Below are 25838 nucleotides of genomic sequence, written 5' to 3'. Positions count from 1 at the left end.
ATATGGCTTCGATGCCCGACGGTTCCCAGCTTCTGCCGAATGTTATTACCGACTGGTTCTCCGCCAAGGGCTGGGAGGTTCGGCGGCACCAGCGCGAGATGCTCGAAGCGGCGCGGGCCGGGCGGAGCGCCTTGCTCGTCGCGCCGACCGGGGCGGGCAAGACTCTGGCCGGCTTCCTGCCGACGCTTGCCGAGTTGATCGAGGCCCCGACCGACGGGCTGCACACGCTCTACATCTCGCCGCTCAAGGCGCTGGCGGTGGACGTGCAGCGCAACCTGCTGACGCCGATCGCCGAGATGGGCCTGCCGATCCGGGTCGAGACCCGGACCGGCGACACGCCCGCCGACCGCAAGGCGCGCCAGCGCGTTCGGCCGCCCCAGATCCTTCTGACCACGCCGGAATCGCTGAGCCTGCTGCTCAGCCATCCCGACAGCTTCACCTTGTTCGAGTCGTTGTCCTGCGTCGTCGTCGACGAAATCCACGCCTTCGCGACGGGCAAGCGCGGCGATCTTCTCAGCCTTTCGCTGTCGCGCCTCCAGGCAATCGCGCCGAACCTCAGGCGGGTCGGCCTCTCGGCCACGGTTGCCGATCCCGAGGCGTTCCAGGGCTGGCTCGCGCCGCACGGCGACCCGGAGATGGTCGATCTGGTCCGCGGCGATCCCGGCGCCGAGGCCGAGATCGCGATCATGCTGCCCGAGGACGAGAAGATCCCCTGGTCCGGCCATAGCGGCCGCTGGGCGGCGCAGCAGGTGATGAAGGAGATCGAGCGGCACAAGACCAGCCTCATCTTCTGCAACACGCGAAGCCTCGCCGAGCTGATCTTTCAGGACCTCTGGGCGGTCAACGAGCGGACCCTGCCGATCGGCATCCATCACGGCTCGCTGTCGATCGAGGCTCGGCGCAAGGTCGAGGCGGCGGTCGCCTCCGGGCGGCTGCGCGGCCTGGTCTGCACCGCCAGCCTCGATCTCGGAGTCGACTGGGGCGACGTCGATCTCGTCATCCAGATGGGCGCCCCCAAGGGCTCGTCTCGCCTGCTCCAGCGGATCGGGCGCGCCAACCACCGGCTCGACGAGCCTTCGCAGGCGATCCTCGTGCCCGGCAACCGCTTCGAATATCTCGAGGCGCGCGCCGCCCTCGACGCGATCGACGAGGGCGAGCTCGACGCCGAGCTGTTCCGCCCCGGAGCGCTCGACGTGCTCGCCCAGCACGTCATGGCCTGCGCCTGCGCCGCGCCATTCGGAGAGGCGGCGATGCTCGACGAAGTGCGCGGCGCCGCGCCTTATGCCGGGCTGTCGGAGGAGCTGTTCGGCCAGGTGCTCTCGTTCATCGAAAGCGGCGGCTATTCCCTGCGCGCCTACGACAAGTTCCGGCGATTGACTCGGGAAGCTGACGGAACATGGCGGGTAAGCCACCCGCGGTTTGTCCAGCAGCACCGGATGAACGCCGGCATCATCGTCGACGTCCCGCTCTACGACGTGCGCTTCAAGGGCGGGCGAAAGCTCGGCACGGTCGAGGACAATTTCGCCGCCACGCTTTCTCCTGGCGACACTTTCTTCTTCGCCGGCCTGGTGCTCGAGGTTGAGCGGATCGACGGAATGGACCTGATCGTTCGCGCCTCGTCCAAGTCCGCGCGAATCCCCACCTATCTCGGCGCGCGAATGGCGATGAGCACCAACCTCGCCGAGCGGGTCCGCCACTTCCTCCACGACCGCGAGCAATGGCCGCGCTTCCCGGACGACGTGCGCGATTGGCTGCAGGTCCAGGATTACCGCTCGAAGCTACCGGCTCCGGATGAGCTTCTGGTCGAAACCTTCCCCCACGAGCATCGCCACTACATGGTCGCCTACAGCTTCGAAGGCTGGAACGCGCACCAGTCTCTCGGCATGCTGATCACGCGGCGGATGGAGAGCGCGGGGCTTAGGCCGCTCGGTTTCGTGTCCAACGATTATGCGCTCGCCTGCTACGGGCTCGATCCGATCCCCGATCCCGCCGCCCTCTTCTCGTCGGACATTCTCGAGCACGAATTCGTCGAATGGGTTCAGAATTCGAGCCTCTTGAAGCGCGCCTTCCGCGAGGTGGCAGTGATCGGCGGACTGGTCGAGCGGCACCATCCGGGAAAGCGCAAGTCGGGCCGCCAGGTCAGCTTCTCGACCGACCTCATATACGACGTGCTGCGCCGCTATGAGCCGGACCATCTGCTGCTCAAGGCCGCGTGGAACGACGCGCGGACCCGGATGACCGACGTCGGCCGCCTCGCCTCGCTGCTCGACCGCGCGCAGGGGACGATGGTCCACGTCGCGCTCGACCGCGTGTCGCCGATGGCCGTGCCGGTGCTGGTGATCATCGGCCGCGAGCGGACCGCGACCGGAACGGTCGACGACAGCCTGCTGATCGAGGCGGAAAGCCTCGCCGAGATCGCGATGCGGGTAGACCGGCTTTAGACGAAGATGTCGGTGTGGCCGGTGAGGTCCGCGAGCGGAGAGCCGCCGACGGCGAAGACGTAATCCTCGCCTTCCTGGTAGCCGGCGATTCCGTTGGCGTCGACGACGAGGAAGATCGTTCCGGCGAGATCGCCGCTGTCCGGGGTGAACCAGGCCGCGTTTGCGGCGCCGAGACCGGCCATGGCGCCGGAAAGATCGGCGCCGAAGCTCGCATGCGAGAGAGCGCCGCTGGTGACCGGCGCGCCGAAGCCGGCGACCGAGCCGGGGAGGTCGATCCGATCCTCGGAAGCGTTGAAATCGCCCAGCGTGTCGTAATGATCCCCGGTCGACTGGCTGGCGCCGAAGTAGACGAACGTGTCCGCGCCGCCGCCGCCGGCCAGCGTATCGGCGCCGCCCAAGCCCAGTATCTGGTCGTCGCCGGCTCCGCCGATGAACGTGTCGCCGGCCTGGCCGCCCAGGAAGACGAAGCTTCCGTCGGTCTCGGCGCTGCCGTCGAAGATCACCTGATTGCCGGCGCCGAGCGGCACGCCGTTGATCGTCATCGTCTCGCCGGCGCCGACATTGTCGTCGCTCGAAATCAAATTGTAGTCGTGCCCGGGGCTAAGAAGGACGGCATCGATGTCGCCGGGCTGGGACGGCAGCGCGAAGCCGGCGGAAAAATCGCCGGTCAGCTCGAGCACGTCGTCCGGCCCGCGGCTCAGTTCCGGGAAATTGCCGGGTCCGCCCTCGAGCAGAGTCTTGTTGAGCGTGTTCATGACCAGCGCCGACTGGAAGTCCTCGCTGTACAGGACCGCGAAATTGGCCGCCGGATCGGCGATGATCTGGCTTTGCGCGCCGAACGTCGCCGTCGCGCCCCCGGCGAACGAGACCGTGCCGCTCCGTTGCGGCGCATCGAGGCCTGGCGCGTCGAGCGGGGTATCGGCCGAAAGCGTCGCGGCATGGTCGCTGCGCGCCGAGTCTTCGCGCAGATCGTCGGCGACCGACGGGACCGGGATGAACATCGAAAGGGACGGACGGTCGAGCGTCAGGAACAGCGGCTGGACCGATTCGCCGCGAATCAGCGCCTCGACGGAGGGCTGGGCGCCCTGCGCGGCGAACTGGACGAGGCGGATGCCGGCTTGCCGCTGGGGCAGGCTCGCGGTCCACTCACTCCAGAGGGAATCCCACACATGCTCCAGGCTTGAGCTGGCGCTACGCGAAAAAAAGCTGGCCCAAGAAGGCTTTGCCACCCGATGATCCCCACAGCCAAGAATTAGACAGTCGGGCGCTGGCCTAACATAAGGCGGCGCGCGCGTCCACATTGTCGGGCGGGTTCGAGTCTGCCATGGCCGGACCGGCCCTTGAGGGTTCTTTGGGCTTCGGGAGTCGCGAGATGGACGTTTCGGTCGAAATCCACTGCGAAGCCTGCGGCAGCGCCAATTACAGCCTTCCGCCGGCCGGCGAGCCCTCGGACGCCGATCCGATTCGCTGCAACGACTGCGGCGCTCCTCAGGGCACGATCGGCGAGCTCAAATCCGCACTGCTGCAGCAGGTGCTCGATCATAGCGCGGAGGCCTTGCGGCGGGACCTCGACCGGCTGCTCGCGAAGCCTTAGGGTCGGGCTCGCTAGCCGGAGCCGAACTTATGCGCATGCTGTCATTCCCCGCTTTCGCCATGCTCCTCGCCATTCCCGCCTCGGCGCAGCAGCCAGACATCAGCGCCGCCGACCGCGCCGCTCACCAGCGGATGATGGTTATCGACACGCATCTCGACACGCCGACCTATTTCGAAGTGCGCGGCTGGGATTTCGCTCAAAGGCATCGCTACGAGGAGGACAACAGCCAGATCGATCTGCCGCGGATGGACTCGGGGGGCCTCGATGGCGGCTTCTTCGTCATTTACACGCCGCAGGGGGCGCTGACGAGCGAAGGCTATGCCGAGGCGCGCGACGCGGCGCTGATGCGGGCGATGGCGATCCAACGCACCATGGCCGCCAATGCCGGCCGGATCGGCCTCGCGACGACTCCGGACGAGGCCGAGCGCCTCGTCGCGCAGGGGCGCCACTTCGCGTTCCAGAGCATCGAGAACAGCTGGCCGCTCGGCGAGGATCTGTCGCTTCTCACCACCTTCTACCGGCTCGGCGTGCGCATGGCCGGGCCGGTTCACAGCCGCACCAACCAGCTCGCCGACAGCGCCACCGGCGAGGCGCGCTGGCACGGCCTTTCGCCGCTCGGGCGGCAATGGGTCGCGGAGATGAACCGGCTGGGGATGATTATCGACGGCAGCCACAGCTCGGACGAGACGTTCGATCAGATGCTGGCGCTCTCCCGGGTGCCGATCATCCTCTCCCATTCCGGCCCGCGGGCGATCCACGAACATCGCCGCAATCTCGACGATGCAAGGATGCGGCGGCTCGCCGAGGCCGGCGGGCTGATGATGATCAACAGCGTGTTCCTGGTGGAGAACGACCTGTCCGACGAGCGCGAGGCGCTTCAGGACCGGCAGAAGGAGTGGGGCAATCTCGACGCCGCGCAGCGCCGCCGGCTCACCGCCGATCTCGCCGCGCTGAACGCCCGGCGCCCCTACACCACCGCCGATTTCGACGCCTACATGCGCTCGATGCTGCACGCGATCCGGGTGATGGGAGTCGACCATGTCGGGCTCGGCGCGGACTGGGACGGCGGCGGCGGGGTGATCGGCATGGAAGACATCGCCTCCCTCCCCCGGATCAGCGCCCGGCTGCGCCGCGAGGGTCTGAGCGAGGCCGACATCGCCAAGGTGATGGGCGGCAATCTGCTGCGGGTGATGCGCCAGGTCCAGGCTGGCGCGACGCGCTGACATCTAGGCTGGGCGCCGGAGAAAACCAAAAGAGTCACCCCGGCGGAGGCCGGGGCCCATGAACCGGAGCCTTTTTTGAGGGTTCGCGAAGGTCAGCGGCTCTACCGCCAATACCGTGTTCATAGGTTCCGGCTTTCGCCGGAATGACTCTGAATTGAGAGCAATCCCCTTGAACCGCCAACCTCTTGAACCGCCTTCTGCCCTTCCTAAATTTCCGCTCGGCCGGAAGGCTTCGGCTTCCGGTCATTCACCCGAGGGGCCGGCCCTTCGCGGCGGCCCATCGCAAATGTCGCTTTAAGGAGGACATGAGATGAGAGGCTATGACTTCACCCCCTACCGGCGCTCCACCGTCGGCTTCGACCGCCTGTTCGACTTCCTCGAGGATTCGAGCCGCGCCGAGCAGGACAATTATCCGCCGTTCGACATCGAAAAGCTCGGTGACGACAGCTACCGGATCACCCTCGCCGTAGCCGGGTTCAAGCGCGACGAGATCGAGATCGTCGCCCACCAGAACATGCTGACGATCAGCGGCCGCAAGTCCGAGGAGCGGGGCCGCGACGGCAATTACCTGCACATCGGCATCGCCACCCGGGCGTTCGAGCGGCGCTTCGAGCTCGCCGATTTCGTCCAGGTAACCGGCGCCGACCTCGCCGACGGCCTGCTGCGGATCGAGTTGCAGCGCGAGGTGCCCGAGGCGATGAAGCCGCGCAAGATCGACATCGGCGGCGCCCAGCCGGCGACGATCGAGGCTTCGTCCGATCGCAACGAAAAGGAAGGCGAGCTGGCGACCGCCGCGTAAACCTGGTTCCGGCGCCGGATTCGTTCGGCGCCGGCCCCTCGTCGTGCGAATCGCGCGTCTCGTCGAACCGATTCACAGTCTGTTTATCTTCAGGCCGCGATGGTCGAATTCACGAGGTGCGCCGCGCAGCGTGCCCGATAAGGAGCCGGCCGCCCGAGGGCGGACCGGATGAAGAGCGAGGAAAGACGTGACCAGGTTCTGGAAGAAGCTGCAAAGCCCGTTCGCGCTGGTAGGCCAGGGTTTCCTTGCCGGCGGCCTGCTCTTCTGGACCACCCGGGCGGACGCTTCGTCCTTCCTCTCGCTCATCACCCTGCACTTCTGAACGCTTGAAACCGGCGCCGGAGCGGCCTTATAGCCGGCCGATGGTTCGCTTTTCGTTCTGTGGCCACGAATTGATGGCGCTGTCCCAGGGCGCGCTCTTCTGGCCGGCGCGCCGGGCTTTGCTCGTCGCCGACCTCCATCTCGAGAAAGCGAGCTGGTTCGCCAAAGGAGGGCAGATGCTTCCGCCCTACGATTCGGCGGCGACGCTGGCCGATCTGTCGCTGATCGTCGCGGCGACCGCGGCCGAGGAAATCTGGTGCCTCGGCGACAGCTTCCACGACCGCGAAGGCTGCGATCGCCTGCCCGGGGATGCGCGACGCTCTCTGATCGCGCTCACCTCGACGACTCGCTGGACCTGGATCGTCGGCAATCACGACTCGGGTTTCGTCGACCATTGTGGCGGCGCGCTCGTCGAGGAGGCGGAGGTCGACGGACTGGTGCTTCGGCACGAGGCGGAGCCTTCCGAGACCCGCCCGGAGTTGAGCGGCCATTTCCATCCTAAGCTCAGGATCACGCATCGCGGCCGCCAGGTCTCGCGCCGCTGCTTCGTCGCCACCGCGACCAAGCTGATCCTTCCCGCATTCGGGTCGCTTACCGGGGGGCTCGACGCCCATCATCCGGAGATCGTTCGGGCCGTGGGCACCGGCGCGCAGGCCTTGGTGCCGGTGCAGGACCGGCTGTTGAGATTCCCGATCGCGGCTTGAATATTCCTCCCCGGAACGGGGAGGGGGACCGCGGCGCGAAGCGCCGTGGTGGTGGGGCCGGCTCGGAGTCTGTCGAGCCCTCCACCGTCCTTCGGACGGTTACCCTCCCCGTTCCGGGGAGGATTTTCGCTACGCCGCGCTGAAGATCATAGCATCGCCGTTCATGCAGTAGCGCAGGCCGGTCGGGCGCGGGCCGTCGTTGAAGACGTGGCCGAGATGGCCGCCGCAGCGGGCGCAGAGCACTTCGGTGCGGGCCATGCCGAGCCCGCGATCCTCGCGGGTGACGACCGCTCCGGCGAGCGGCCGGAAGAAGCTCGGCCAGCCGGTGCCGCTGTCGAATTTGGTCGTCGAGGAGAAGAGCGGATGGGCGCAGCCGGCGCAGCGGAAGGTGCCGCGGCGGTGCTCGGCGTTGAGAGCGCTCGATCCCGCCCGCTCGGTCGCCGCCTGACGAAGGACCGCATATTGGCGCGGGCTGAGGCGCCGGCGCCACTCGGCATCGGTCAGGCGGACGGGAAAACGCCCGGCCTGGGCCTCGGCGCCCCGGCCGGGCAAGGTGGCGGCGACGGCCACGGCCATGGCCGCGGCGCCCGAGGCCAGGAACGCGCGTCGATTCATGTTCATCGGCGCTTTCTGGCGCTCACGACCTTAACCGGGCGCGAACGAGGCCGCGCAGCGCGTTGCCGATGAGGAAGCCTTCGGCGAGGTCCGCCGGAACCAGGTCCGCCTCGCGCGCGCGCCCTTCGTCGATCAGCGCCCCGCGAAGCACGCCGGGCAGCAGGCCGCGCGCCAGCGACGGCGTCAGCAGCGCGCCGTCGCGCTCGACGAACAGGCTGGTGAAGCTCCCCTCGGTCAGGAAGCCCTCGCCATCGGTGAACGCCACCTCGAACGTGCCCGCTGCATCGCGTGCGGAATCGTAGAAAGCGCGGTCGCTCGTCTTGTGGCGAAGGCGGAAATCGTCGGGCGACACCGGCAGGGGCACGAGCGCGACCTCGATCGGCTCGGCCGGAGGATCGCCTAGAGGACTGAGCTCGATAGACAGCGCGCCGCTACGCGAAAGCGCCAGCCGGATGCGCCCGGGCGCCGCGCGGAAGGAGGCGGCCTGAAGGTCGTTGCGCGCCTCGTGCCGGTCGAAGCGGAAGCCGAGCGCGTCGGCGCTCGCCTTCATCCGCGCGAGGTGGCGGTCGAGATGGGCGATGCCCTCGCGTGGATCGAAGCGCATCGTCTCGATCAGGTCGAAAGTGCGCGTCGTCGCCACGAACAATCCTTTCGCCAGGCACTCGCGCCACTCGTCGTCCGCAACGCTGTCCGCAACGATTCCCGAGCCGAGTCCGATCCTCGCGGTGCGATCGCCCTCCTTCAGCACCAAGGTGCGAATGGCAACATTGAACGCGCCCGATCCATCCGCGCCGAGGGCGCCGATCGCTCCGCAATAGACCGAGCGCGGCGCCGCCTCGAGCGCGCCGATCACCTCCATCGCGCGGATCTTGGGCGCGCCGGTGATCGAGCCGCAAGGAAAGATCGTCTCGATCACGTCGACCGGGCCGAGGCCGTCGGCGAGCGCGGCGGTCACCGTCGAGGTCATCTGAAGGATGGTCGGATAGGTCTCGACCGCGAACAGCTCGGGCACCGCGACCGTGCCGGGCCGGGCAACGCGCGAAAGATCGTTGCGCAGAAGGTCGACGATCATCAGATTCTCGGCGCGCTGCTTGGGATCGGCGCGGAACGCCTCGACGTCCGCGCCCGCAGGCGCGGTGCCCTTCATCGGCCTGGCGGTGAGGCGGCCTTCATCGAGCGTGAAGAACAATTCGGGCGAGAGGCTGAGGATCCAGTGGGCCCCGGTGAAGGCGATCGCGCCGTAGCCGGCCCGCGCGCGTTCTCTCAGCGCCGCATAGAGCGCCAGCGGATGGCCGGCGAACGGCACCTCGGCGGCGAAGGTGAGATTGGCCTGGTAGACGTCGCCCGCCTCGATATGGGTCTTCACCGCGGCGAAGGCCGTCCGATATTCCGCATTGCTGATCAAAGGGCGGGCCGCGCCGGCCCAGGCGCCGGCCCCATCGGGCAGGAAGGACTCGGGATCGATCGCTTCCTCGCGTTCGAACAGGCCGAACCACAGCAGGGGCGGCGCCTCGTCCGACGGCGGGCGGCGGAGCGGCGCGAGCTTGTCCTCGAGCGCATGGCCGGCCTCATAGGTGATGAACCCCGCCGCGCTCTTGCCGCGCAGGCTCCGCAGGCAATCGCGCACCCGCGCGAAGTCGCGGGTTTCGACCACGTCCTCGAGACCGGAAAAGAGGCGCGTGCGGCCGCCCGGGCGCGCGTCGTCGATCAGGACGAAGGGCGCGCTCACGCTTGCCATGCGCGCGCCACAGGCCCATTTGCCGCCCACAGGAGAGAAATCTTGGTCTGCAGCGTCTTCGACCTCTTCAAGATCGGGGTCGGTCCTTCAAGCTCGCACACGATGGGCCCGATGACCGCTGCCTGCCGCTTTGTCGAGGGGCTGCGTGACGCGGGCCTGATCGAGCGGACGGCGCGGGTCGAGGTCGATCTCTACGGCTCGCTGGCGCTGACCGGCAAGGGCCACGCTACCGACCGGGCGATCCTGCTCGGGTTTACGGGCCATCGGCCGGACCGGATCGATCCCGACGCGGCGGACGAGACGGTGCGCGGGATCCGCGACAGCGGCCGCCTGAAGCTCGGCGGAACCCGCGACATCGCCTTCGACGAGGCCGCCGACGTCCGCTTCCTCCAGCGCGAGCGCCTGCCTCACCATTCGAACGGCATGCGCTTCACGGCCCGCGACAGCGAGGGTGCCGTGCTGGACAGCAGGATCTCCTATTCGGTCGGCGGAGGGGCCGTGGTCGACGAGGCCGCGGTCGCGCGCAACGCGCCGCCGGAAGGGGCGTGGGACGTGCCCTGCCGGTTCAGCTCGGCCGAGCAGCTGCTGGCCTTCGCCGCCGAGCGCGCCATGAGCATCGCCGACGTCGCCCGCGCCAACGAGCGGGCCGGGATGAGCGACACGGAGATCGACGCCCGGCTCGACGAAATCTCCGCCGCAATGTCCGCCTGCATCGACCGCGGTATCGGCCAAGCCGGAATCCTGCCGGGCGGCCTCGGCGTCAAGCGGCGCGCCCCGGGGCTGCACAAGCTGCTGACGGAGCGGGCAGAGCGCGCACTGCAGGACCCGCTGACGGTGATCGACTGGGTCAATTTGTGGGCGCTGGCGGTCAACGAGGAGAATGCAGCCGGCGGCAAGGTCGTCACCGCGCCGACCAACGGCGCCGCCGGGATCGTGCCGGCGGTGCTTCGCTACTACCAGCGCTTCACCCCGCGCGCGACCGACGAGGGCACGCGGATCTTTCTGCTCACCGCCGCGGCGATCGGCTCGCTGTTCAAGGAAAACGCGTCCATTTCCGGCGCCGAGGTGGGCTGCCAGGGCGAGGTCGGAGTGGCCTGCTCGATGGCCGCCGCAGGGCTCACCGCCGCGCTCGGCGGCACGCCCGGACAGGTCGAGAATGCGGCGGAGATCGGCATGGAGCACAATCTCGGCCTCACCTGCGACCCGGTCGGCGGGCTCGTCCAGGTGCCGTGCATCGAGCGCAACGCGGTCGGCGCGGTCAAGGCGATCGAGGCCTCGCGCCTCGCTTTGGTCGGCGACGGCTCTCACCGCGTCAGCCTCGACCAGGTGATCGAGACGATGCGCAAGACCGGCCTCGACATGAACGAGCGCTACAAGGAGACCAGCCTCGGCGGGCTCGCGGTCAACGTGGTGGAGTGCTGAGGCCCTAGAAGACCTCGGTCAGCCAGAAGGTCAGGGCCGCGATCGCCGCTGCCGCGGGAATGGTGATGAACCAGGCGATGATGATGTTGCCGGCGACTCCCCAGCGCACCGCCGAGACCCGCCGCGCCGCGCCGACGCCCATGATGCAGCCGGTGATGGTGTGGGTGGTCGAGACGGGGATTCCGAGCCAGGTCGCTCCGAACAGCATGATCGAGCCGCCGAACTCGGCGCAGGCGCCCTCGCGCGGGGTGATTCGGGTGATCTTGGAGCCCATCGTGTGGACGATCCGCCAGCCGCCCATCAAGGTGCCGAGGCCCATCGCCGCCTGGCAGGCGATCACCACCCAGGGAGGCACGTGGAACTCGCCCTGCAGCAGGCCCTGCGAGTAGAGCAGGACGGCGATGATCCCCATCGTCTTCTGCGCATCGTTGCCGCCGTGGCCGAGCGAGTAGAGCGCCGAAGTGAACAGCTGGGTGCGGCGGAAGACTCGGTCGGCGCGGTTCGCCGCCATCCGCCGGAACAGCCAGGCGACGATGGTCATCAGCAGGACGGCGGTGACCATTCCCAATATCGGGGCCATGAAGATACCGAGCGTCGTCTTGATCACCCCGGACCAGACGACCGCGCCGACGCCCGCCTTGGTCACTCCCGCGCCGAGCAGTCCGCCGATCAAGGCGTGGCTCGACGAGGAGGGAATGCCGAGCAGCCAGGTCATGACGTTCCAGAAGATCGCGCCGATCAGGGCCGCGAAGATCACTCCGGGCGTGACGATGTCGGCCTCGATGATTCCCTTGCCGATCGTCTCGGCGACGTGGAGGCCGAAGAAGAGGAAGGCGATGAAGTTGAAGAAGGCGGCCCAGGCGACGGCGAGCTGCGGAGACAGGACTCGGGTCGAGACCACGGTGGCGATCGAATTGGCGGCGTCGTGAAGGCCGTTCAGGAAATCGAACAGCAAGGCGACGCCGATCAGCGCGACCAGCAGCGGGAAGGCGAGCGTCCCGTCCATCAGGCGTGGTCGATCACGATGCCCTGGATCTCGTCGGCGACGTCCTCGAAGCCGTCGAGCACGCGCTCGAGATGGCGGTAGACCTCGCGGCCGACGAAGAAGGCCATCGGCCGCTCGGCGCCGTGCTGCTGGAACAGCGCCTTCAATCCGGCGCTGTAGAGGCCGTCGGCCTTGCCCTCGAGATGGACGATCGACTCGGTGATCTCGTGAAGCCGGCCGGCATTCTTGCCGATGTTGCGCATCAAGGGGACCGCCTCCAGCACCAGCCGGGCGGCCTCCACCGCGGCGTCGCTCATCTCGCGCATCTGCGGCTCGAAGCTTTCGACCTCGTAGAGCGTGACCGCCTTGGCCGTCTGCCACATCTCGTCGATCGCATCGTCCATCGAGGAGGCGAGCGCGGTGATCGCGCTCCGGTCGAAGGGGGTGATGAACGAGCGGCGCACCGCGACGAGCACGTCGCGAGTGACCTCGTCGGCGGCATTTTCGTGCGCCGCGATATGCTTGCAGGCCTCGGCGATCGGCTCGTTGCCGGAGACCATCTTGGCCAGGGCGTCGGCCCCGGCGACGAGAATATGCGCGTGGCGCTCGAACATGTCGAAGAAGCGGTCCTCCTTCGGCATGATCGTTCGGATGAAGCTCAGCATCCTGTACCCCCAGGAGAATCGGTTGACGCCCATAACAACCAGTGAGGCGCGCGGATAGTGACCCTCTTCCGCGCTGAACGACCGGATCAGCGCCTTGAGCTCCGGCTCCTCGACCGCGTCGGCCGCGTCTTGCGGCTTGAACCAGCGAAGGACGCGCTGGCCGCGCTCGGGCCAGCGATGCGCCTCGCGGGTGACGAGCAAAGGGAAGACGGTGACGCTGGCGCGGGCCGCGCGGCCGCCACGCCTCTTGTCGTAGCGGAAGGCGCCGATCGAATTGACGGCGATCTTGCCTTCCACGCCGGCCTCCTCGAACGCTTCGCGCGCGGCGCATTCGTAGTTGAGGAAGAAGGGGATCGGATTGCCCTTGGGGATCACCCAGCGCATCCGCTCCTTCGACGTGATGAGCAGGATCTCGATCCGCCCCTCCTCGTCGATCCGGTAGGGCAGCGCTCCATATTGGGTGATCAATCCGAACGCTCCGGCCATTGCGGGCGCTGCGCACGCCCCCTATCAACCGAATAACCATCGGGAGAGGAATTTCCATGCGTTTCAGGCTCGCCGCAGCTCTTTTGTTGACTCCGCTGGGAGCGGCCCTGGGCCAGCAGGCCGCCGCCCCTCCGGCCGTGGAAAAGCCGGCGGCGCTGACCGCGGACGGCATTCCTCCCGTCCCGGCCGAGCTCGCCGCGCGCACCCGGCCTTATATGGAATACCGCACCGCCGGCTTTTCCGGCTGGAGCCCGAGCGACCGTTCGATGCTGATCACCACGCGGTTCGGCAGCACCGCCCAGCTTCACCGGGTCGCGATGCCGATGGGCGCGCGCGAGCAATTGAGCTTCGAGGCCGAGCCGGTCGGCGGCAGCTGGTCGCCCGCCGGCGACGTGCTCGCGGTGCAGAAGGATGTCGGCGGGAGCGAATTCTTCCAGCTCTACACGCTTCAGAACGGCCAGCTGAGGCTGCTCACCGACGGCCGCAGCCGCAACGAGATGGGCGCCTGGAGCCATGACGGGCGCTGGATCGGCTACAGCTCGACCCGCCGCAACGGCGCCGATTCCGATCTCTACGTGATCGACCCGCGCGATCCGGCGACCAACCGCCTCGTCGCGGAGGTCCATGGCGGCGGCTGGCAGATCGCCGATTTCGCTCCGGACGGAAGGCGGGCGGCGGTCTTCAACTATATCTCCGTCACCAAATCGAATCTCTATCTGATGGACGTCGCGAGCGGCGTCATGACGCCGATCGGCGATCCCGCTCGCGATATCGCCTATGGCGGCGCGGGCTTCGCGCGCGACGGGACGCTGTGGGTCACCTCCGACGAGGGCTCCGATTTCCAGCGCCTGGGCACGATCGACCCGGCGACCGGCCGGTTCACCGCCGTCGTGGGCGACATCGACTGGGACGTCGAGAATTTCGACATCTCCCCCGACGGGCGCCTGATCGCCTTCACCACCAACGAGGCCGGGATCAGCCGGCTTCGGCTGCTCGACACCGCGACCCGGCGCGCCCGGCTCGTCGGCGCGCTACCGGCCGGGACGATCGGCGGCCTCGAAATCGCTCCCTGGGGCGCGATCGGCTTCAGCCTGAGCTCGGCGCGAAGCCCTTCGGACGCCTATTCGGTCGATCCGCAGACGCTCGCGGTGACCCGCTGGACCAGAAGCGAGACCGGCGGGCTCGATCCGGAGCGCAATGTCGAGCCCGAGCTGGTGCAGGCGCGCAGCTTCGACGGCGAGCGGATTTCGGGCTTCCTCTACCGGCCCGATCCCGCGCGCTTCCCGGGCCGCCGGCCGCTGATCGTCAACATCCACGGCGGCCCCGAGGGCCAGTCGCGCCCGGGCTTCCTCGGCCGCAACAACTATCTGATCAACGAGCTCGGAATCGCCGTCTTCTACCCCAACGTGCGCGGCTCGACCGGCTACGGCAAGCGCTTCGTCAGCCTCGACAACGGCCCGGCGCTGAGGGAGAATTCGGTCAAGGACATCGGCGCCTTCCTCGACCTTCTGCAGGCCGATCCGGCGCTCGACCGGAGCCGCTTCGCGGTCACCGGCGGCTCCTATGGCGGCTATATGTGCTACGCCTCGGCGATCCGCTTCGGCGACCGGCTTCGCGCCGCCAATTGCGTCGTCGCCATTTCGAACTGGGTCACGTTCCTCGAAAACACGCAGGCCTATCGCCGCGACCTTCGCCGGGTCGAATATGGCGACGAGCGCGATCCGGCCCAGCGCGCGGCGCTGACCCGGATCAGCCCGCTGAGCCGGGTCTCCGAGCTTCGAATCCCGCTGATGGTGGTGACCGGCGCCAACGATCCGCGCGTTCCGCAGTCCGAGGCCGACCAGATGGTCGCCGCGGTCCGCGCCGCGGGACGCCCGGCCTGGCATCTGATCGGCCAGAACGAGGGCCACGGCTTCGCCAAGAAGGAGAACCAGGATTATCAATTCTGGGTCGGGTTGCTGTTCTGGCAGGCCAATCTGCTGGGCGGGACGCGGTGACCGGAAAGACTTGCGCGGGAGGGCGTTTGGGCTAGGTCGTATCGATATTCGGCTGTCTAATCCCTCCCCCTGAGGGGGAGGGTAGGGTGGGGGTTTACGGCGTCGGTGATTGTTCGACCACGCCCGAACCCCTCACCCCAGCCCTCTCCCCATGGGAGAGGGAGCGTGTCGATACAGCCCAGGTCCGCACCCTCCCGTCTCCGGAGCCCTTCGATGCGTGTTTTTGCCTTCGCCGCCCTGCTGGTTCTATGCGGAGCCATGAGCCCCGCGACGCCGCCGGCGCGCCAGGTGGCGCCGATCCTGACAACGCCGGAGGCTCGGGACTCGGCGAGCTTCGCGAGGCCCGAGGTGGCGCGGGTCACCCATGTCGCGCTCGACCTCGACGCCGATTTCGAGGCGCATCGCATGGCGGGCACCGCAACGCTCGATATCGCCGCCGCGCCCGGCGCGCGGGAGATCGTCCTCGATTCCAAAGGGCTGGAGATTCAGGGGATCGCCGATCAGCGCGGCCGGGCGCTGCACCACGCGCTGGGCGCCGGCGACGCGCGGCGGGGGCAGCCGCTGACCGTGGAGATCGGAGCGGCGCGGCGGATCGTCATTCGCTATCGCTCCGCCCCCGGGGCCGAAGCGCTGCAATGGCTGACTCCGGAGCAGACCGCCGGGCGCCGCCATCCCTATCTGTTCAGCCAGGGACAGGCGATCCTCAACCGAAGCTGGATCCCGACTCAGGACAGCCCCGGCATCCGCCAGACCTGGGAAGCGCGGATCACCGCTCCCGAGCCGTTGAAGGTGGTGATGTCCGGCGAACGGCTGACTCCGGAGGGCGAGCCGGCGGGCCGCGGCCGCCGCGCCTATCGATTCCGGATGACTCATCCGGTCGCCCCCTATCTGATCGCGATCGCGGCCGGCGACATCGCTTTCCGCGCGCTCGGGCCGCGCACGGGCGTGTGGACCGAGCCGGCGATGCTCGACCGGGCCGCGGCCGAGCTGGTCGACACCGAGCGCATGGTCGAGGCGGCGGAGCGGCTCTACGGCCCCTATCGCTGGGGCCGCTACGACGTGATCGTTCTGCCGCCCTCCTTCCCCTATGGTGGTATGGAGAATCCGACGCTCACCTTCCTGACGCCGACCTTCATCGCCGGCGACCGGAGCCTCGTCGCTCTGGTCGCGCACGAGCTGGCGCACAGCTGGTCGGGCAATCTCGTCACCAACGCGGTCTGGCCCGATTCCTGGCTGAACGAAGGCTTCACCTCCTATTTCGAGAACCGGATCATGGAGGCGCTCTACGGCCGCGCCCGCGCCGGCCAGGAGGAATCGCTTTCGTGGGACGAGATGCAGGCCGCCCTGCGCGAGCTCGGCCCGACCTCTCCGGCGACGGCCCTCCACGCGCCGGACGAGGATCCCGACGGCGGCAGCAGCGGCATCGTCTACGACAAGGGATCGATCTTCCTGCGCACGCTGGAACGGACCGTCGGGCGGGAGCGATGGGATTCCTATCTCCGCTCCTATTTCGACCGCCACGCCTTCGAGCCGATGACTTCGGCGCGCTTCCTCGCCGATCTGCGCGCCAACCTGATCCGCGGCGACTCTGCGCTGGAGCGGCGGCTCGATCTCGACCGCTGGGTCTATCAGCCCGGCCTTCCCGAAAATGCGGCCCGGCCCGATCCCGCGGCTTTCGCCGCGGTCGATGCCGCGGCGAGCGCGTTCAACGCCGGCGGAGCTGCGCGCGCCGTGCCTTATGCCGCCTGGAACTGGGCGGAGCGAGTCCGCTTCCTCAAGGCCCTGCCCCGCCAGCTTCCGGCGGCGCGCCTGGCGGAGATGGATGACGCTTTCCATCTCTCGGAAAGCGGCAACAGCGAGGTGCTTTTCGCCTGGCTTCAGCTCGCGCTCGGCAATCGCTACGAGCCCGCGATCCCGGCCGCGGAGCGGTTTCTGCTCGGCCAGGGGCGGCGCAAGTTCGTCCAGCCGCTGTATCAGACGCTGGTCCGCCAAGGAGGGTGGGGCCGGCCGATCGCCGAGCGGATCTATGCGCGCGCCCGGCCGACCTATCACAGCGTGAGCCAAGGGCCGATCGACCGCCTGTTCGGCCGTTAAGGCTAAGAAAGACCTTGTTTCACGAATGTTTTAGGGGCGGAAACGAAGGGCGATTTCCGCGCCGAATTTAACCTTCCATCAAGCCTATCGGATTAGGGAGATTCCACACCTCTCGAGCCGATGGATTTCAATGTACCACGCGCCTGTTTCCCCGGATCCGGAGCTGCCAGCGGCCGACCATGAGTTGGAGGCGACGGATTCGGTCGCCCTCGACCTCGACAACGAGCAGCTGCGCGACACCCACCTGCGCAACGGGCAGGTCGAGGCGCGCGCCCTGTTCGCCCCCTTCTTCGCCGTTTCGGCCGTGGCCGCGGCGCTGCTCACCGCCTGGGCGATGTACCGCTCGGTCGATCTCAAGCTGATCGTTTGCTGGGCGGCGCTGGTGGCCTTCGTCAACTGGGCCTCGTGCCGCCGGGCGCTGGAAATCGCCGCCTGGGGCAACAGCCGCACGGCCAAGCCCGGCGCGCGATGGTTCGCGATCGGCGAAGCGGTCGGGCTTGCCGGCCTGTGGTCGTCCCTTCCCACCTACGCCTTCGCCACCCAGCCCGCGCATGTGCAGGTGGTCATCGGCGGGGCGATGGCGGCGATGATGGGCGCGGCCGTCGCGCTCGCCGCCTTGCCGGCCGCGGCTTTGGCCTGGATCGCCACTCTGGTCGGCGCCTTCTGCCTCGCTTATTATTTCGGAAGCTGGACCCTCGAGCCCAAGCTCGCGCTCGCCTTCATGCTGGTCGCCGGCACGAGCGCCTTCGGGATCGCCCGGCTGACCCGCTGGATCTTCGGCCAGCTCAAGGTGCTCGCCCGCGCCCGCGCCCAGGCGGAATCGATCCGCCTCCTGCTCAACGAGTACGAGCATCGCGGGGTCGGCTGGCTGTGGCAGGTCGATGCCGAGAACAGGGTGGTCTACATCTCCACCCGGATGACCGCCCTTCTCGGCCGATCGAGCACGCAGATGATCGGCCATTCGCTGCCCGCCTCGCTCGGCGGAACCAGCGCTCTGGGCCGGATCCTCCTTTCCCGCCAGCCCTTCGCCAATCTCGAGATGGAGCTCCAGACCCGCCGCGGCTCGCGCTGGATCAGCCTGTCGGGCGATCCGATCGTCGACATGGCCGGCACCTTCCAGGGCTTTCGCGGAGTCGGCCAGGACGTGACCGACGTCCGCCGCACCCAGGAGCGGCTGACCAACCTCGCCAACATGGACGTGCTCTCGGGCCTGCCCAATCGCGGCCGCGTGCGCCAGCTTCTCGGCGAGGCGCTGTCGGGCTCCGCCGAAGGCGAGGCGCCGTGCGCGATCATGTTCCTCGATCTCGACGGCTTCAAGCCGGTCAACGACACGTTCGGCCATCCCAAGGGCGACATCGTGCTCAAGAGCGTCGCCCAGCGGCTGGTCAAGGAAGCGGGCGGGATCGGCCATGTCGGCCGGATGGGCGGCGACGAGTTCGCCATCGTCATCAAGGACGCCGCCAGCCGCCGCCTGGTGGAAACCTTGGCCGACCGCCTGATCGCGGCGATCGCCGAGCCCTTCCACATCGACAAGGCGGAGATCCGCATCGGCGTCTCGATCGGCTGCGCGTTCGGGCCGGTGGACGGCCAGAGCGTCGACGATTTGATCCAGAAGGCCGATCTCGCGCTCTACCAGGCGAAGAACCAGGGCCGCGGCACCTGCTGCATGTTCAACGCCGACATGCAAAGCGAGGCCGAGGACCGTATCCGGCTCGAGCAGGACATGCGCGCCGGAATCAAGGCCAAGCAGTTCCGCCTGCTCTACCAGCCGCTGATCAGCGCCGCCGACCAGAGCCTGACCGGCTTCGAGGCGCTGATCCGCTGGCACCATCCGACCCGCGGAATCGTGCCGCCCAACATGTTCATCCCGCTCGCCGAGGAATCGGGCCTGATCATGGAGCTCGGCGAATGGGTGGTCGAGGAGGCCTGCCGCGCCGCTTCGAGCTGGCCGGACCACGTCTCGGTGGCGATCAACGTGTCGGCCAAGCAGCTCATCTACCCGGCCTTGCCGAACACGATCCACGAGGCGGTGCGCAAATACCGGCTGAAGCCCGACCGGCTCGAGCTCGAAGTGACGGAATCGATCTTCCTCGGCGATTCGGCCAACGCGGTCGACGTGCTGAAGCGGCTCCGCGCCTTGGGCGTCGGAATTGCGCTCGACGATTTCGGGACCGGCTATTCCTCGCTCGGCTATCTCAACAAGGCCGTCTTCCACAAGCTCAAGATCGACGGCAGCTTCGTCCGCGAATCCGCCGACAACAAGGAAACTGTGGCGATCATCCAGTCGATCGTCCAACTCGCCAAGAGCTTCCGGATGACGGTCACCGCGGAGGGCGTGGAGACCGCCGACGATTTCACCCGCATGCGCGAGCTCGGCTGCCACCAGATCCAGGGCTATCTGTTCGGCCGGCCGATGAACTTCGAGAAGGCCAGCGAGCTGGTCCACGGCCTCCAGCAACGGCTGAGCGCCTAAGGCGCCCAGCCGCCGCGGGTTGTCAGCGGTTGCCGGCGGCGAGCTGGCGGTCGTTTCCGCGCGCGGGATCGAACGAGGCGGCGACGATCCGCCCGGCCCGGTCCGCGGCGCATTCGAACCTGTAGCGCCGGTCCGCATCGACGTAGAAGGTGACCCGCGTGCTTCGCGCGGACCCGGCGATCTCGCCGATCCGGTACGAACGGATCGCGCCTTCGTCGAACCGGCCGAGCAGCTCCGCCCGGCACTGCGCGACGGCGCGGCCGTCGGAGTCCGAAACCGCTGCCGCCGGGACCGATGCCAGGGCGGCCGCGAGCGGCAGCGCCGTGAGAAAAATCGATCTGGTCATTGCAACCTCCTTCTGCTATTTATATACCATACCGTATAGTATACAAATGCGGGCCGCAAGGATTATTTAACGTATGGTACAGAAAGCCGCCGAACGAAGCGCCCCGCCCCGGGGACGGCCGCGCAGCTTCAACACCGACGAGGTGCTGCAGCGGGTGCGCGACACGTTCTGGAAATACGGCTTCACCGGCACTTCGATGGACCAGCTCTCGGCGGCCACGGGCCTTCACAAGCCGAGCCTTTACGGCGCGTTCGGGGACAAGAAGGCGCTCTATCTCGCGGCGCTCGACAATTACCTCGCCGAGGTGCGCGCCGAGTTCGCCGCCGCCTTTGCGATGCCCGGCCTGTTCGAATCGCTCTACGAGGTGACCGAGCGCTCGATCGACAAGTTCCTGCGCGGCAAGGGCGACGGAAGCGGCTGCTTCATGATGTCGACGGCGATGCCCGAAGCTTCGGAATGCCCGGAGATTTCAGCGGTGGTTCGCGGATCGATGGAGTCGCTCGAGCGCGCCTTCCTGCGCCGAATCGAGAAAGGCGCCGAGGATGGCGAAATCCCCGCCACCGTCGATCCTCGGACGCTGGCGATGATCCTCGTCGCCAACCATTACGAGCTGTCGGGCCGGGCGAGAGCCGGCTATTCGCGCGAGGAGCTGCGCAGCCACGCCGACCGGGCGCTGGACCTCGTCAAGGCGCTGGTCGGCCACCCCACCAACGATCGCTGAGCGGATAGAAATATCCGGGAGGGGCGGTTGCGGATCCACCCCTCCCGGCGCCTCACCCTGCCGTGAGGCGATCGGTCAACGGTCCTCGGAACCGTCGTTCTGAAGCAATTCCCATTCGCGCGCCGTCCGGCAGACGCGCCGCGGCATGCGCGACCCGCTCAGCCGCTCCGTCACGCAAACCTGGCGGTTGGGATCGGGCGCCGCCTCGCGAGCGGGCGCTTGCTGGGACGTTGGGGGCGAAGCGCCGGCGGCGTTCGGGCTCGCCGTCCCGGCCCGGGCCGGCACGGCGGCCGGAAGCAGCGCGAAAGCGAGACTGCCGATCAATATCTTACGCATGACCATCCTCTTCTCAAGTGACGTTTCACGTGCGCCGGCCCCCTCGCAACCGCACGCGAACTGTATTATATCACTAAGACGGAAAAGGGATTGATCGGAATTGCTAAATTTGTAGCAGCAATGAATTCAGCGACTTGACGACGATATCAGCTGCCGCGCCGGCGGCTCACGTACCATTCGCGGAGCATTTGCTCGCGGCAGCCGGTCTGGCCGAAGCTGCCGACCGGCGAGCAGCTGCCGGGCCGCGTGGCGCGCGAGACCTCGTCGAGCGTTTCGACCCGGCTGCCCCATGCGTGCTCCGGGTTGCGGCTGCTCCGGCGAAGCGGCGCGGGAATGCGGTAGCGTTCCTCCTCGGGGCGGCGGTGGCAGACCACGATCTCGTCGTCGGACGAGGCCGGGCAGGCATCGGCGCCGTAGACGGTGAGCTCCGAGCGGCGCCCGGCCAACTCCTCCTGCGCCGCCGCCGGCACTGGGGCCGCGACCAAAACGGCGAGAAGAGCGAGGCGAAGCACTCAACCTTGTTGTCCCGCCTTTCCTGAACGCGCCATTGCTTTCTTCGTCTTGAGCGTCGGATCGGCGGCGGCGGGATCGTCGGGCCAGGGATGCTTGGGGTAGCGCCCGCGCATCTCCTTCGCCACCGCCGCCCAGCTGCCGCGCCAGAAGCCGGGCAAATCGCGGGTCGTCTGGATCGGGCGGCCCGCCGGGGACGTAAGCGCGAGCACCAGCGGCACGTCGCCCGCTTTGGGATGGCTATCGAGACCGAACAGCGCCTGCACCCGAACGGTCGCCGTCGGCCCCGCCTCGGCCTCATAGTCGATTTGGTGGCGGCTGCCGGCAGGGGTCTCGAAATGGCTCGGCGCGAGACGGTCGATCGCCCGGCGCTCGCTCCAGCCGAGCGGCAAGTCCACCGCCACGTCCTCGAGACGGCGCTTGCCGGCGAGCAAAGGCGGCAACCATTGATCGAGCGTGGCCAGCAGCGCCTCGTCGGAGAAATCGGGGAGAGAAGGATTGATCCGTCGAGCGAAGGCGGCACGGCGGCGCAGGGATATCGCGGCCTCGCTCCACGGCAGCAAGCGCAGTCCGTGCTCGCGCACCCCCTCGAGCAGCGCCGTCTCGATCGCCTCGGGATCCGCCCGGCTGTCCTGGCCGCCGGACAGCAGCACCGCGCCCAGCCGCCGCCCGTGGGAGGCGCGAACGCCGCCGCTCGCCGGATCGAAGCGCACCTCGGTTCCGGTCGCGATCCGATCCGCGAACAGAGCCTCCACCGTAGCCTGGTCGATCGCGGACGCAGAGAGGATGCGCGCACCGCCGGCGGCTCCGGCGACCTCGGCCACTGCCAGCCAGGCTTCGCGCGCGAGCGGCGAGGCGGGATCGAGCCGGAACGCTCGGCCGCCGACGCTGATCCAGTCCGCGCCGGTGGAATCGCGGCGCTTGGCCAATCTGTCCGGAAACGCCAATGCAATGCACGCCCCCACATCGTGCTCCGGCGAAGGCCGGAGCGTGGCGGGATTATCGGCCGGCGCTCCGGCCTTCGCCGGAGCACGAAGGAGGGAGCGCCAGCGCTTGGCCAACCCTCGCGCCGCCACCGCCCTTTGCCCCTTCTCCCCCCGCCAGCGCCGGAGCCTGAGCTCCAGATCCGCGTCCTGCCCGCCGAGCCCGCGCTCGGAAAGCAGCACCGCGACCTCGGCGGCGGTCTCGGCCCAGCCCCGCTGCGCCGCCTCGATCAGCATGTGCGCCAGCCGCGGCGGCAGGGGCAGGGCGGCGATGGCGCGGCCGTGGGTGGTTGCCCGGCCGTCCTCAAGCGCGCCGAGCGCCGTCAGCCGCTTGCGCGCCTCGTCGAGCGCTGCGACCGGCGGCGGATCGAGCCAGGCCAGAGCGCGCGGGTCGGCAACGCCCCAGATCGCGCAATCGAGCAGCAGGGCCGAGAGGTCCGCCTCGAGGATTTCGGGGGGATCGAAGCGGGGCAGGCTCTGAGTCGCCGCTTCCTCCCACAGCCGATAGACGGCGCCTGGCCCCTGGCGGCCGGCGCGGCCGGCGCGCTGCGCGACCGCCGCCTGGCTCGCGCGCTCGGTCACCAGCCGGGTCAGCCCAGCCGATCGGGCGTAGCGCGGCCGTCGCGCAAGCCCCGAATCGACCACCACCCGGACTCCGTCGAGCGTCAGGCTGGTCTCGGCGATCGAGGTGGCGAGGACCAGCTTGCGCACGCCGGCCGGCGCCGGGGCGATCGCCGCGCGCTGCTCGGCGGGATCGAGCGAGCCGTGCAGGCGATGCAGCGCGACCCCGGACGGGAGCGCGCCGAGACGTTCGGCCGTGCGCTCGATCTCGGCCACTCCGGGAAGAAAGGCGAGAACGCCGCCCTCGGTCTCGCCGAGCGCGCGGCGGATCGCACCGGCCATCTCGTCCTCGATCCGCCGCTCCGCCGCTCGGCCGAGATGAATCAGCGCGATCGGATGCGCCCGGCCTTCGCTCTCGATCGCCGGGGCGCCGCCCATCAACGCAGCGAAGCGCGCTCCGTCGAGCGTCGCCGACATGGCGACGAGGCGCAGATCGGGGCGAAGGCCCGCCTGGGCATCGAGCGCCAAAGCGAGGCCGAAGTCGCTGTCGAGGCTCCGCTCGTGCACCTCGTCGAACAGCACGGCGGATATGCCGCGGAGCTCCGGATCGTCCTGGACGCGCTTGAGGAAGATGCCTTCGGTCAGCACGGTGATCCGCGTGCGGGCGGAGCGCCTCGTGTCGAGACGGGTCGCGTAGCCGATCGTCCCGCCGGGCTTCTCGCCGGCGAGCTCGGCCATTCGCTCGGCGGCCGCGCGCGCGGCCAGGCGGCGCGGCGAGAGGAGCAGGATTTCTCCGGCGCACCACGGCTCGCCGAGCAAGGCGGGGGCGACCGCAGTGGTCTTGCCAGCGCCGGGCGGGGCGACGAGCACGGCGTTGCTGCCCTTGCGGAGCGAGTCGCGCAGCGCCGGCAGCACCGCTTCGATGGGAAGGCCTAGAAGTCGATCCACTCGCTGCCGCCGGGCCAGATCAAGTCCTCGGCCCGGTCGCCGGCCCAGGCCAGCACGGCCAGGATCAGCAGCAGGCCGAGGAGGTCGAGCGCGAGGATCGCCGCGTAGACCAGATAGGGATGGAACGGGCCGATTCGGTCGAGATCGCCTTTCCGCGGCCGGCGCATGGCCATCAATAAGCGCGGGCGATCGCGAATTCGACCGCCTCGGCGAGCGCCGACCGCGCGCGCCCCGCGGGGAAGGAGGCGAGCGCGTCGATCGCCCGCTGGCCGAACATCCGGGCCCGCTCGATCGTGTCGTCCAGCGCGCCGCTGGTCCTCAGGAGGCGGATCGCCTCGACCAGGTCGGAGTCGCTCGCGCGAGCGCCGCTCATCGCGTCGCGCCAGAAGGCGCGCTCGGCGCCGGTGCCGCGCGCGAAGGCGAGGATCACCGGCAGCGTTACCTTGCCGTCGCGAAAATCGTCTCCGACGCCCTTGCCCATGGTCTCGGCATCGGAGGCATAGTCGATCGCGTCGTCGACCAGCTGAAAGGCGATTCCGAGATTGCGGCCATAGGCGTCGAGCGACAGCTCGTCGGCCTCGCCACGCTCGGCGACCACCGCCGCGATCCGGCAGGCGGCGGCGAACAGAGCCGCGGTCTTGGCCGCGATGATCGAAAGATACTGGTCCTCGCTCGTCTCGATCCGCCGCTGGGCGGTGAGCTGGCTGACCTCGCCCTCGGCGATCACGCTCGAGGCCCGGCTGAGGATCTTGAGCACCTTGAGGCTGCCGTCCTCGACCATCAGCTCGAAGCTTCGCGAGAACAGGAAGTCGCCGACCAGGACGGAGGCCGGATTGCCCCAAATGATGTTGGCGGTGCGCCGCCCGCGACGGAGGCCCGAGCCGTCGACGACGTCGTCGTGGAGCAGGGTCGCGGTATGGATGAACTCGACCGCCGCGGCGAGCTTGTGGTGGCGGGCGCCCGGATAATCGAGCAGCCGCGCGCAGGCCAGAGTCAGCATCGGCCGCATCCGCTTGCCGCCGCCGGCGATGAGGTGCCCGGCCAGCTCCGGAATCAGCGCGACCTCGCTCTGCATCCGATCGAGGATCACGGCATTGACGTGATTGAGGTCGGCGGCGACCAGCTGAACCATCGGCTCGAGCGACGGCGCCCGGGCGGCGCCGATCGGGTGGATCGTGGCGCTCATTTCAACAGCTCTACGGGCACTGGCGACTGGATGCCGGCCTCTTTTGGAATTCCAGTGTCGAAGGTCACAAAGGAATCATTGCCGCGAGCCGCAATCAGATGAAGCATGTCGGCCCAATCGGCCCCACGACCATGCCGGTCAAGTGCCCAGGCGAGACGCTCGGGTTGCGCCACCGCGACCATGTCCAACGCCAGCAGCGCCGCGAGCGCATCATTGACTTGCCTTCGGTCCCACCCGGAGCGTCGCCTCAGCGCCCACTCGGTTTCCATAAGGACTCCGTCCGAGACGAAGACGCCCTGCTTTATGCATTTTTCGGCCAAGGGGCTTTGCACCGCATCATCCAACAGGAGGAAGCGGAGAATGACGTTGGCGTCGACTGCCTTCACTTTCCGCGCGACGTCTTGGCGCGATAGCGCGCCGCCGCCTCCTCCAGAACGGCGTCCTCCATGTCATCGAGCGAGATGCGAGGCCCGTTATAAGGAGGGACGCGTTTCCTGAACTCCTCTATGGTGATGCGCTCGCGCTTCCTCTCCGGCCGGCGCAGCAGGACGCCGCTGGCGGTTTCGATGACCTCCAACTCGGCGCCCGCATCCCACTGAAGCCGGTCCCGCACCGCTTTGGGGATGACGACCTGGCCCTTGGCCGACATTTTGGTCTGTGCGTTCATCAGGGTAAGATACGTCTTACTGA

The 25838-nt window shown here is 68.4% G+C and carries 23 protein-coding genes; 10 read left to right on the top strand and 13 right to left on the bottom strand.

All coding sequences use genetic code 11. From position 1 onward, the window contains the following. Window positions 1-11: 11 nt before the first annotated feature. Window positions 12-2441: a ligase-associated DNA damage response DEXH box helicase gene (locus E6G92_11375; protein ID TMJ20315.1), complete on the top strand. Its 2430-nt coding sequence runs from the start codon at window positions 12-14 to the stop codon at window positions 2439-2441. Here the strand turns inward: E6G92_11375 and E6G92_11370 are convergent. After that, window positions 2438-3610 carry a calcium-binding protein gene (locus E6G92_11370; protein ID TMJ20314.1) on the bottom strand — a complete coding sequence of 391 codons (1173 nt, stop codon included), beginning with the start codon at window positions 3608-3610 and terminating at the stop codon, window positions 2438-2440. The genes E6G92_11375 and E6G92_11370 overlap by 4 nt on opposite strands. Window positions 3611-3813: 203 nt before the next feature. Between E6G92_11370 and E6G92_11365 the strand changes: the two genes are divergently transcribed. The 4 genes from E6G92_11365 (at window position 3814) to pdeM (ending at window position 7082) form a co-directional block, all read left to right on the top strand. Next, window positions 3814-4035 carry a hypothetical protein gene (locus E6G92_11365; GenBank protein ID TMJ20313.1) on the top strand — a complete coding sequence of 74 codons (222 nt, stop codon included), beginning with the start codon at window positions 3814-3816 and terminating at the stop codon, window positions 4033-4035. A gap of 29 nt (window positions 4036-4064) precedes the next feature. Further along, window positions 4065-5258 (top strand): membrane dipeptidase, encoded by a 1194-nt coding sequence (locus E6G92_11360; GenBank protein ID TMJ20312.1) that lies wholly within the window; start codon window positions 4065-4067, stop codon window positions 5256-5258. Between the two features lie 310 nt (window positions 5259-5568). Continuing rightward, window positions 5569-6057, top strand: a complete 489-nt coding sequence (locus E6G92_11355) for an Hsp20 family protein (GenBank protein ID TMJ20311.1) — start codon at window positions 5569-5571, stop codon at window positions 6055-6057. A gap of 362 nt (window positions 6058-6419) precedes the next feature. Then, window positions 6420-7082, top strand: coding sequence for a ligase-associated DNA damage response endonuclease PdeM (gene pdeM / locus E6G92_11350; GenBank protein ID TMJ20310.1), 663 nt, complete (start codon window positions 6420-6422; stop codon window positions 7080-7082). Window positions 7083-7211: 129 nt separating this feature from the next. Here the strand turns inward: pdeM and msrB are convergent, their stop codons facing one another. Together msrB and pabB are read right to left on the bottom strand one after the other, a co-directional pair. Next, complete coding sequence (gene msrB / locus E6G92_11345) at window positions 7212-7703, bottom strand: peptide-methionine (R)-S-oxide reductase MsrB (protein TMJ20309.1); 492 nt, start codon at window positions 7701-7703, stop codon at window positions 7212-7214. 16 nt (window positions 7704-7719) lie between these two features. Then, on the bottom strand, window positions 7720-9408 hold the full coding sequence (gene pabB, locus E6G92_11340) for an aminodeoxychorismate synthase component I (GenBank protein ID TMJ20808.1): 1689 nt from the start codon (window positions 9406-9408) through the stop codon (window positions 7720-7722). A 69-nt stretch (window positions 9409-9477) separates the two neighbouring features. Here pabB and E6G92_11335 point away from each other — a divergent pair, with 69 nt between their 5' ends. Then, a complete protein-coding gene (locus tag E6G92_11335) occupies window positions 9478-10857 on the top strand; it encodes an L-serine ammonia-lyase (protein TMJ20308.1) in 1380 nt (459 codons plus the stop codon). A gap of 4 nt (window positions 10858-10861) precedes the next feature. On the opposite strand, the gene E6G92_11330 is transcribed toward E6G92_11335, so the two are convergent. Both E6G92_11330 and E6G92_11325 read right to left on the bottom strand, forming a co-directional pair. Then, entirely contained in the window at window positions 10862-11863 is a 1002-nt protein-coding gene (locus tag E6G92_11330; GenBank protein ID TMJ20307.1) for an inorganic phosphate transporter, read from the bottom strand. Next, window positions 11863-12972 carry a DUF47 family protein gene (locus E6G92_11325; protein TMJ20807.1) on the bottom strand — a complete coding sequence of 370 codons (1110 nt, stop codon included), beginning with the start codon at window positions 12970-12972 and terminating at the stop codon, window positions 11863-11865. Before E6G92_11325 ends, E6G92_11330 begins: the two co-directional genes overlap by 1 nt. A gap of 77 nt (window positions 12973-13049) precedes the next feature. Here E6G92_11325 and E6G92_11320 point away from each other — a divergent pair, with 77 nt between their 5' ends. The 3 genes from E6G92_11320 (at window position 13050) to E6G92_11310 (ending at window position 19557) form a co-directional block, all read left to right on the top strand. Beyond that, the gene (locus tag E6G92_11320; GenBank protein TMJ20306.1) at window positions 13050-14990 is read left to right on the top strand and encodes a S9 family peptidase; all 1941 of its coding nucleotides are present in this window, start codon (window positions 13050-13052) and stop codon (window positions 14988-14990) included. 213 nt (window positions 14991-15203) lie between these two features. Next, window positions 15204-17084 carry a M1 family metallopeptidase gene (locus E6G92_11315; protein ID TMJ20305.1) on the top strand — a complete coding sequence of 627 codons (1881 nt, stop codon included), beginning with the start codon at window positions 15204-15206 and terminating at the stop codon, window positions 17082-17084. A 130-nt stretch (window positions 17085-17214) separates the two neighbouring features. Continuing rightward, window positions 17215-19557, top strand: a complete 2343-nt coding sequence (locus E6G92_11310; protein TMJ20304.1) for an EAL domain-containing protein — start codon at window positions 17215-17217, stop codon at window positions 19555-19557. Between the two features lie 22 nt (window positions 19558-19579). Here the strand turns inward: E6G92_11310 and E6G92_11305 are convergent, their stop codons facing one another. Further along, the gene (locus E6G92_11305; GenBank protein TMJ20303.1) at window positions 19580-19903 is read right to left on the bottom strand and encodes a hypothetical protein; all 324 of its coding nucleotides are present in this window, start codon (window positions 19901-19903) and stop codon (window positions 19580-19582) included. Between the two features lie 73 nt (window positions 19904-19976). Between E6G92_11305 and E6G92_11300 the strand changes: the two genes are divergently transcribed. After that, entirely contained in the window at window positions 19977-20624 is a 648-nt protein-coding gene (locus E6G92_11300) for a TetR/AcrR family transcriptional regulator (protein ID TMJ20302.1), read from the top strand. A 75-nt stretch (window positions 20625-20699) separates the two neighbouring features. Here the strand turns inward: E6G92_11300 and E6G92_11295 are convergent, their stop codons facing one another. From E6G92_11295 to E6G92_11265, 7 genes are all read right to left on the bottom strand, one after another. Further along, complete coding sequence (locus tag E6G92_11295) at window positions 20700-20960, bottom strand: hypothetical protein (protein ID TMJ20301.1); 261 nt, start codon at window positions 20958-20960, stop codon at window positions 20700-20702. 146 nt (window positions 20961-21106) lie between these two features. After that, window positions 21107-21472, bottom strand: a complete 366-nt coding sequence (locus E6G92_11290) for a hypothetical protein (GenBank protein ID TMJ20300.1) — start codon at window positions 21470-21472, stop codon at window positions 21107-21109. Beyond that, window positions 21473-23962 (bottom strand): ATP-dependent helicase HrpB, encoded by a 2490-nt coding sequence (gene hrpB, locus E6G92_11285; protein TMJ20299.1) that lies wholly within the window; start codon window positions 23960-23962, stop codon window positions 21473-21475. Further along, on the bottom strand, window positions 23947-24129 hold the full coding sequence (locus E6G92_11280) for a hypothetical protein (GenBank protein TMJ20298.1): 183 nt from the start codon (window positions 24127-24129) through the stop codon (window positions 23947-23949). The genes hrpB and E6G92_11280 overlap by 16 nt, the downstream gene beginning before the upstream one ends. 5 nt (window positions 24130-24134) lie before the next feature. Then, window positions 24135-25148: a polyprenyl synthetase family protein gene (locus E6G92_11275; protein ID TMJ20297.1), complete on the bottom strand. Its 1014-nt coding sequence runs from the start codon at window positions 25146-25148 to the stop codon at window positions 24135-24137. Further along, window positions 25145-25534 (bottom strand): type II toxin-antitoxin system VapC family toxin, encoded by a 390-nt coding sequence (locus E6G92_11270; GenBank protein ID TMJ20296.1) that lies wholly within the window; start codon window positions 25532-25534, stop codon window positions 25145-25147. Before E6G92_11270 ends, E6G92_11275 begins: the two co-directional genes overlap by 4 nt. Then, window positions 25531-25815 (bottom strand): AbrB/MazE/SpoVT family DNA-binding domain-containing protein, encoded by a 285-nt coding sequence (locus E6G92_11265; protein ID TMJ20295.1) that lies wholly within the window; start codon window positions 25813-25815, stop codon window positions 25531-25533. The genes E6G92_11270 and E6G92_11265 overlap by 4 nt, the downstream gene beginning before the upstream one ends. Between the last annotated feature and the right edge of the window lie 23 nt (window positions 25816-25838).

This window comes from Alphaproteobacteria bacterium (genome assembly GCA_005883305.1).
Taxonomy (GTDB): domain Bacteria; phylum Pseudomonadota; class Alphaproteobacteria; order Sphingomonadales; family Sphingomonadaceae; genus Allosphingosinicella.
This window is presented reverse-complemented; position numbering and strand designations above follow the sequence as displayed.

What these genes read in the sequence shown, in the direction of transcription:
- E6G92_11375 (TMJ20315.1), top strand. Translation starts at nt 12, where the DNA reads ATGCCCGACGGTTCCCAGCTTCTGCCGAATGTTATTACCGACTGGTTC.
- E6G92_11310 (TMJ20304.1), top strand. Translation starts at nt 17,215, where the DNA reads ATGTACCACGCGCCTGTTTCCCCGGATCCGGAGCTGCCAGCGGCCGAC.
- E6G92_11280 (TMJ20298.1), bottom strand. Translation starts at nt 24,129, where the DNA reads ATGCGCCGGCCGCGGAAAGGCGATCTCGACCGAATCGGCCCGTTCCAT.
- E6G92_11300 (TMJ20302.1), top strand. Translation starts at nt 19,977, where the DNA reads ATGGTACAGAAAGCCGCCGAACGAAGCGCCCCGCCCCGGGGACGGCCG.
- E6G92_11355 (TMJ20311.1), top strand. Translation starts at nt 5,569, where the DNA reads ATGAGAGGCTATGACTTCACCCCCTACCGGCGCTCCACCGTCGGCTTC.
- E6G92_11360 (TMJ20312.1), top strand. Translation starts at nt 4,065, where the DNA reads ATGCGCATGCTGTCATTCCCCGCTTTCGCCATGCTCCTCGCCATTCCC.
- E6G92_11365 (TMJ20313.1), top strand. Translation starts at nt 3,814, where the DNA reads ATGGACGTTTCGGTCGAAATCCACTGCGAAGCCTGCGGCAGCGCCAAT.
- E6G92_11265 (TMJ20295.1), bottom strand. Translation starts at nt 25,815, where the DNA reads ATGAACGCACAGACCAAAATGTCGGCCAAGGGCCAGGTCGTCATCCCC.
- E6G92_11330 (TMJ20307.1), bottom strand. Translation starts at nt 11,863, where the DNA reads ATGGACGGGACGCTCGCCTTCCCGCTGCTGGTCGCGCTGATCGGCGTC.
- msrB (TMJ20309.1), bottom strand. Translation starts at nt 7,703, where the DNA reads ATGAACATGAATCGACGCGCGTTCCTGGCCTCGGGCGCCGCGGCCATG.
- E6G92_11320 (TMJ20306.1), top strand. Translation starts at nt 13,050, where the DNA reads ATGCGTTTCAGGCTCGCCGCAGCTCTTTTGTTGACTCCGCTGGGAGCG.
- E6G92_11305 (TMJ20303.1), bottom strand. Translation starts at nt 19,903, where the DNA reads ATGACCAGATCGATTTTTCTCACGGCGCTGCCGCTCGCGGCCGCCCTG.
- E6G92_11315 (TMJ20305.1), top strand. Translation starts at nt 15,204, where the DNA reads ATGCGTGTTTTTGCCTTCGCCGCCCTGCTGGTTCTATGCGGAGCCATG.
- pdeM (TMJ20310.1), top strand. Translation starts at nt 6,420, where the DNA reads ATGGTTCGCTTTTCGTTCTGTGGCCACGAATTGATGGCGCTGTCCCAG.
- E6G92_11275 (TMJ20297.1), bottom strand. Translation starts at nt 25,148, where the DNA reads ATGAGCGCCACGATCCACCCGATCGGCGCCGCCCGGGCGCCGTCGCTC.
- E6G92_11295 (TMJ20301.1), bottom strand. Translation starts at nt 20,960, where the DNA reads ATGCGTAAGATATTGATCGGCAGTCTCGCTTTCGCGCTGCTTCCGGCC.